Source organism: Candidatus Dactylopiibacterium carminicum, assembly GCF_014736495.1.
Classification (GTDB): Bacteria; Pseudomonadota; Gammaproteobacteria; order Burkholderiales; family Rhodocyclaceae; genus Uliginosibacterium; species Uliginosibacterium carminicum.
Window position 1 is genome coordinate 44,207 of sequence record NZ_MDUX01000023.1, and the last position, 6,000, is coordinate 50,206.

Sequence of the window (6,000 nt, forward strand, 5' to 3'; positions counted from 1 at the left end):
CTGAGGCGTGAAGCGCCGATCCTTTTGAGCCGACGTCATCCCCGCGAAGACCGGGCTGCCCGAAGACACTGGATTCCGACGTTCGCCGGAATGACGACATTGTTTGTAGTGAGCAATATTGCTTCGAGGGGATCTGTTCGTCTTGGGGCCATCGGCGATGAAGATCACTGGCCTATAGCGTCCGGCGCTGCCAGCGCCGCTTGCAGCCGTTCCGGCGTGATGATCAGCAGGCAGTCACGAAAAGGGGGTTTGCGCGCCAGGGCCAGCACCTGTTTGTCGCGGGTGACCAGCGCTTGCGCTTCCCCTTGCCAGGCCAGTGCGAGGAATTTCTGGTCGTCGCGATCGCGGCAGCGTGGCAGGGTGGCGATTAGCTCCGGCGCTGCATCGGGCAGACACAGGCTGCGTGCCTGGTATTCGTCGAACAGTTGCTGCTGACGCGCTTCCGTGATGCCGAACTGCGGGTAGGCCAGCACGCGCAGCAGCTCGCCCAGACAGTCCTCGCGCGTGAGTAGTTCCGCGGGGGCGTTTTCCACATGCGTGCGCAGAGCTGCCAGGGCAGGGTCGGTGAAATGCCACAGTGCCATGATCACGTTGGTGTCCAGAACCAGGCGATGGGGCTGCTTGGGGTCGAAGGGCAGGGGCGGTATTTGCATGGGCGAATCTTACTTGCCATTGAGGTGGACTGGCAGAGCGCGGATACTGCCGGCTTTGCCGTGCGTGTTGTCGATGTCTGTCGAGTCTTTTCCGGGGGGCGAAGTCTGGTTCGCCTGGTGTGACGGCTGTGCGCTGCCCAATCCGGGGCGTATCGGTCTGGGAGGCGTGCTGCTGGCGCCGGATCAGCGCCGGCACGAGTTCAGCGAGGCTGCTGGCCGCAGTGGTTGTAACAACGAAGCCGAGGCGCGCGCCTTGCTGAGTCTGCTGCGACATGCAAAGGCACTCGGCGCCCGGGCACTGGTGGTGCATAGCGATAGCGATGTGGTGGTGCGTCTGGCGCCGCTGTTCGCCGAGTTGCGCGAGGCGATGCGGGCGTTCGTCAGCCTGGAGCTCAAGTGGCTGCCGCAGCATCGTAACCAGCAGGCGGACGGATTGGCGCGCGCGGCATTGGGTTTGCCGCCACGTGCGCCGGCGAAACCTAGAAACGGGCGGTCACGCCGGTAAACAGCACCAGTTCGTTCTGTTGTGCGTCGTCCGGCGGGTTTTCGCGATACTTGTGCAGCGCTGCGATCTGTAGGCCCAGGCGTGAGGTGATGCGCGTATTCAGCGCTCCCTGCAGGGCCACACGGGCACCACGCGGACCGACTGCGTTTGGTACCGCGACGGCGCGTAGCGAGAAACTGGCGCCTTCGGAGAACTGGTGTCGGGCTTCCAATCCGAGCAAAGCTTCAACCCCCCGCGCATTGCCGCCCTCGCGATTGTGTTCCTGGCTGTAGGCCAGACCTGAGTAGAGGTTCAGATCGGTTTCCTCTCCGTGGAGGAAGCGCCAACCCAGCCCCAGACTGGTGGTGTAGCGTGCGTCCAGCGCCTGCGCAGTGTCACGCTCGAAGCCCTGTTCGGCAAAGCCGAACCACTTCGCATCGATGTTGCGCTCGCCGCGCAGACTGGCATTGGCGTTGTCTTCGTGGTCTTCGCCGCGGCTGGCGCTGCGTACCATCAGCGCATTGGCCAGCAGGCGGCTGTCACGCATGACGCGTAGCGCGTCGAGGCTCAGGCTGCCCTGGGTGTTCGCGGAACTGCCCCGACGCATGGTGACCCCGGCACCGAAATTGCCGCCCCACTTGCCGCTTGCTTCACCGGTTTCGGGGGCCGTGGCCAGTGAGTTGAAGGAGGCGTCGCGGATAGGATCGGGCAGGTCGTCGGCATTGCTGCAGAGCGGGAAGAGCGTGGCGGCAAGTACGAGCACGTGTATGCGGGCGATCTTTGGCGGAGTCATGGCAGATGGTCAGTGCTTGGAAGCTGTGCATGATCTTACTGCGAGGCCGTGATCGGGTTCATGTGTTGTTCGGTTGTCTCCGCCTTCGCTGACGGCCTCTCGCGACAGACTTTGAACAGGCTCTCAGGCGGGCGGCAGCGCGATCTGTTCGGCGTAGTCGTAGAGTGCGCCGAGGATGGCTTCGCCGCGTTCATCGGCTTCTTCGCCCAGACGGTCGATCAACTCAAAGAATGCGTTCAGGTTGCGCGTGCCGCCATCCTCATGCTGGCAAGCCACGCAGTGCGTGTGCCAGCGTAGCTGCTCCTGGTCATTCAGGCTTTCGGGGAAGTTGCGCGCGCGATAGCGGAACAGCAATTCTTCCAGACGCGAATCCTCGAAGCTCACGCGGCTTTGTGCCAAAGCAGCAGGCTCCAGACTGCGCAGATGGTTCAGCGTACGGCGGTCGGCATTGCCGACGAAGCCGCCATAGAGATCCTCGTCCACATCCACGAGCGCAGCGGCCTCTTCGCGCCGATAGACCTGTTGCCACAGCCGGGGGCTGAGATTCAGTGCCTGGGCGCGCGCGGCATTGATCTCCATTTGTGTCATATCCAGCTGCCAGCGTGTGATCACTTCGGGTGTGAGGATGCCGAGCTTGCTTACCACGATGGGGGATTTGTTGATGTGTATGGTCTTCAGAGGCAGGCGGGTGATGCCTTCGGGCAGATCTTCGGTACGGGTGAAGAGGCGCAGGCGGATGGTGTCGGCGTCCAGCCCGGCGAGTTCCTGCGGGTCGGCGGCGAGATCCCAGACGATGATTTCGTTCTTGTTGTGCGGATGTTGTGCAAGCGGCCAGACGATACCCATGCAGCCGCGCTCGACCGGATACATGCCGGAGATATGCAGGCAGGGGCGTGGGTTGAGCGGGTCGATCTCGGCCAATACGGCGTCTTTCTTGCGCAGCCTGAGGCAGAACTCCCACAGTCGGGGTTGGTGTTCGCGGATCAGGCGGGCCAGTGCGATGGTGGCGCGTACGTCCGAGAGCGCATCGTGCGCGGCTTCGTGGGCGAGGCCATTGGCTCTGGTGAGGTGTTCCAGCTTGAAGGAGGGGCGGCCATCCTCATGCCGGGGCCATTCGATGCCTTCCGGGCGTAGCGCCCAGGTGGTGCGCACCACGTCGAGCAGATCCCAACGACCGCAGTCGTTCTGCCATTCACGCGCATAGGGATCGATCAGGTTGCGCCAGAAGAGGTGGCGGGTGACTTCATCGTCGAAGCGGATGCTGTTGTAGCCGACGCCGATGGTGCCGGGCTCGGCCAGCTCATGCTCGATGGCCGCCGCGAAGGCGTGTTCGGGCAGACCTTGTTCAAGGCAGGTCTGCGGCAGGATGCCGGTGAGCAGGCAGGCCTCGGGATCGGGCAGGTAATCCGGTGAGGGCTGGCAGTAGGTCATCAGCGGCGCACCGATTTCGTTGAGATCGGCATCGGTACGGATACCGGCGAACTGCGCCGGGCGATCGCGCCGGGGCACGCGACCGAAGGTCTCGTAATCGTGCCAGTAGAAAGTCTGCTCGGGCATGGCGGGCTCCTGTGGGAGGCGCCATTCTACGGGACGGGGATTGCGCTTCGCAGATGAAAAAGGCCGGGGCTGGCCCGGCCTGAGATGCGGTGCAGATATCAGGAAGAGCCTATTCGACCTTGCCTGCGATCTTCACACCATATATCGCAAGATACCTGCCGCCATTGTCGGCGTTGTTCATCCACGGATATACCCGCAGTTTGAGCGTGCTGCCGGCGGCAACCGAGATCGTGACGTTGTATTCGGATTGAACCGGTGAGGTGTCACGCGACAGATCCGAGGTGGTATTCAGTTTGGTCCAGGTCTGACCATCAAGTGAATATTCGATATCCGCCTTCACGAGTGTTCGGACTTGTCGACCGTGGTATCAACGGTGTCGGTTGCGCCGGTACAGGCCTCTCCATCACCGCTGCCGTCGGAGCAATAGGCATAGGTGCCGTACTCCGCGTAGTCACTGCCGTATTTCTGGTCGTTGTGACCGAATTGGATGATGACGTAATCGCCGGAGGCGATTTGCGGCAGGATGGTTGGCCAGCGCGAAGCTTCCTTGTAAAAGCTGCGCGAGCTGCGGCCGCCCAGGGCCCAGTTCTGGACTTTCACACTGCTGTCGAAAAACTGTTGCGTTGCCTCACCCCAACCCATCTGGGGGCGACGGTCCTCGGTATAGGTCGTCATCGTCGAGTCACCCAGCATGTGCAGGGTGAGGCTTGTTTGCGAGCCGGTGCTGGATGAGCTGCTTGTCGAGCTGCTGGCGGAACTGGATGACGGGCTGCTCGATGAGCTACCGCTATCACCATCGCTGCTACCGCCGCCACAGGCGCTCAGGGAAAGACCCAGCACCAGCGCACTGAGCAGTCTTGACCATTTTTTCATTGTTTGTCTCCTCCAGAGTAAGCGCGTTGTCGGTATTATTCCGACACGTTACCGGTATCATGAGGGAGTACCACCTGCCCTGCCTGACAGGGATTGCGGTTTTGCTTGTGCGCTGCAGCCTTGTGCTGGCGACGATGCCGTCCGCAGCAGGGTTTGGTGTCTTGCTGCGGTGCAGCGTTACAGGTCGGCCAGATAGAGTGCGACCTTCCCGTCCCGATCGCTGGAGAACAGCACTTGGCGTTCGTCTGGCGTGAAGGAAGGGTGAGGATGGGTAGTCTGGGTGCTGCCGCGATATTCGGCCCAGGAGGTGTCGTGCCGGCAAACGGGGCGGTGGCTGCGCGTTTTCAGATCGAAGAGGTGGATGTAAGGATCAGGCTCGAAGGCGTGACCATCCTTGTCGATCACATCGCCGAGCTGGCCTGCGCCATCGCCGACGAGCAGGCTGCCATTGAAATTGCTCATCAGATGGGCGCAGGGCGGCATCGGCATGATTACCTCGTTGCGCCCGCCGGCAGGATCCGCCGCCCAGATGAAGCGCTGCTGCGAACCCTTCACGTAGCTCACCCACATCAGGCGTGAGCCATCCGGCACCCAGAACTCATGCATGCAGGCTTCGCCCGGTGCGTGTTCGCGCACGCGCCGCAGGTTGCGTCCGTCCTCGTCGATCAGCCAGATACGCGCGTCGACCAGATCATGCGGCCCTTCATGGCAGAAACCCATGGTGTGATCGTCGAAAGGCCGGTACATGGCGTGACCGATGTAGCGCTGTTCTTCATGGATCACCGCCGCCTTGCCGCTGGCGATATCGATGGAGAGCAGGCGCTGACGGGGCCGACGCTCATATTGCAGGCGAAAGCGCTCCCAGCCGCTGGCGGTCTCCACCACGTCGGTCGCCCAGGTCTCGATGGCAGCGAGCTTGGTACAGGCGGAGTTCGGCACCCAGGTACCCGAGCCACGCCAGCTCCAGCAGCCAGAGATTGAAATCGCCATCGAACTCGGCACCGAACATCAGGTGGCTGCCGTCTGCGGTGAAGCACTTCTGATAGAAGTAATTGCGCGGGCAGGCCACCTCGGGCGGCGTCAGGCGGGTGACGCGGCTGCCTGTGTCCGGATCCCGGAAGACGCGATACTCGAACTGACGGAGGCTGCCTTTGGCCATGTGATGCTGCCTGCGGAATGGATGGCGGGATTCTAGCGCGGCTGTCCCTTTCCGGCGCCTGCCTCTACAATTGACCCTCCGCAACGCAGAGGATTTCCCCATGACGCGAATGGTCAAGTGCATCAAGCTTGGTGTCGAGGCAGAAGGCCTGGAGCGGCCGCCGGTGCCCGGCGAGCTCGGCCGCAAGATCTGGGAGAACGTCTCCAAGGAAGCCTGGCAGCAATGGATCAGGCATCAGACCATGCTGATCAACGAGAACCGCCTGAATCTCATGGACCCGGCCGCGCGCAAGTATCTCGCCGAGCAGATGGAGCGCCATTTCTTCGGTGGTGGCGCGGATGCCGCCGCCGGCTACGTGCCGCCGCAAGCATAAAGCGAGAACTGGGTGGGGAATTGCCAAGTCCTCCGAATGCGCCACATCCCAGTCCTTGTATCTTTAAGCCTCGGACCGGCTCGGGTAGCCCAAGCGGCCTCTGGGATG

Annotated in this window: 9 protein-coding genes; 2 read left to right on the top strand and 7 right to left on the bottom strand. The window is 62.4% G+C overall.

Features of this window, described 5'->3' with window-relative positions; all coding sequences use genetic code 11:
• Window positions 1-164 precede the first annotated feature (164 nt).
• Window positions 165-653, bottom strand: a complete 489-nt coding sequence (locus BGI27_RS08715; protein ID WP_095524485.1) for a putative toxin-antitoxin system toxin component, PIN family — start codon at window positions 651-653, stop codon at window positions 165-167.
• Window positions 654-726: 73 nt separating this feature from the next.
• On the opposite strand from BGI27_RS08715, the gene BGI27_RS08720 reads away from it, so the two are divergent.
• Window positions 727-1,158 (top strand): reverse transcriptase-like protein, encoded by a 432-nt coding sequence (locus tag BGI27_RS08720; protein WP_095524486.1) that lies wholly within the window; start codon window positions 727-729, stop codon window positions 1,156-1,158.
• Here the strand turns inward: BGI27_RS08720 and BGI27_RS08725 are convergent.
• The 6 genes from BGI27_RS08725 to BGI27_RS18030 all read right to left on the bottom strand — a co-directional run bounded on the left by BGI27_RS08725 (window position 1,133) and on the right by BGI27_RS18030 (window position 5,519).
• Window positions 1,133-1,930 (bottom strand): DUF481 domain-containing protein, encoded by a 798-nt coding sequence (locus BGI27_RS08725; RefSeq protein WP_095524487.1) that lies wholly within the window; start codon window positions 1,928-1,930, stop codon window positions 1,133-1,135. The genes BGI27_RS08720 and BGI27_RS08725 overlap by 26 nt on opposite strands.
• Before the next feature lie 123 nt (window positions 1,931-2,053).
• Window positions 2,054-3,487 carry an exodeoxyribonuclease I gene (gene sbcB, locus BGI27_RS08730; RefSeq protein WP_095524488.1) on the bottom strand — a complete coding sequence of 478 codons (1,434 nt, stop codon included), beginning with the start codon at window positions 3,485-3,487 and terminating at the stop codon, window positions 2,054-2,056.
• A gap of 109 nt (window positions 3,488-3,596) precedes the next feature.
• Complete coding sequence (locus BGI27_RS08735) at window positions 3,597-3,827, bottom strand: hypothetical protein (RefSeq protein ID WP_095524489.1); 231 nt, start codon at window positions 3,825-3,827, stop codon at window positions 3,597-3,599.
• Entirely contained in the window at window positions 3,824-4,360 is a 537-nt protein-coding gene (locus BGI27_RS08740; RefSeq protein ID WP_186815401.1) for an SGNH/GDSL hydrolase family protein, read from the bottom strand. Before BGI27_RS08740 ends, BGI27_RS08735 begins: the two co-directional genes overlap by 4 nt.
• Before the next feature lie 177 nt (window positions 4,361-4,537).
• Window positions 4,538-5,299, bottom strand: a complete 762-nt coding sequence (locus BGI27_RS08745; RefSeq protein ID WP_223871705.1) for an oligogalacturonate lyase family protein — start codon at window positions 5,297-5,299, stop codon at window positions 4,538-4,540.
• Window positions 5,199-5,519, bottom strand: coding sequence for an oligogalacturonate lyase family protein (locus BGI27_RS18030; protein ID WP_223871706.1), 321 nt, complete (start codon window positions 5,517-5,519; stop codon window positions 5,199-5,201). The genes BGI27_RS08745 and BGI27_RS18030 overlap by 101 nt, the downstream gene beginning before the upstream one ends.
• A 100-nt stretch (window positions 5,520-5,619) precedes the next feature.
• Here BGI27_RS18030 and BGI27_RS08750 point away from each other — a divergent pair, with 100 nt between their 5' ends.
• Window positions 5,620-5,892, top strand: a complete 273-nt coding sequence (locus tag BGI27_RS08750; protein WP_095524490.1) for an oxidative damage protection protein — start codon at window positions 5,620-5,622, stop codon at window positions 5,890-5,892.
• The last annotated feature ends 108 nt before the right edge of the window (window positions 5,893-6,000 follow it).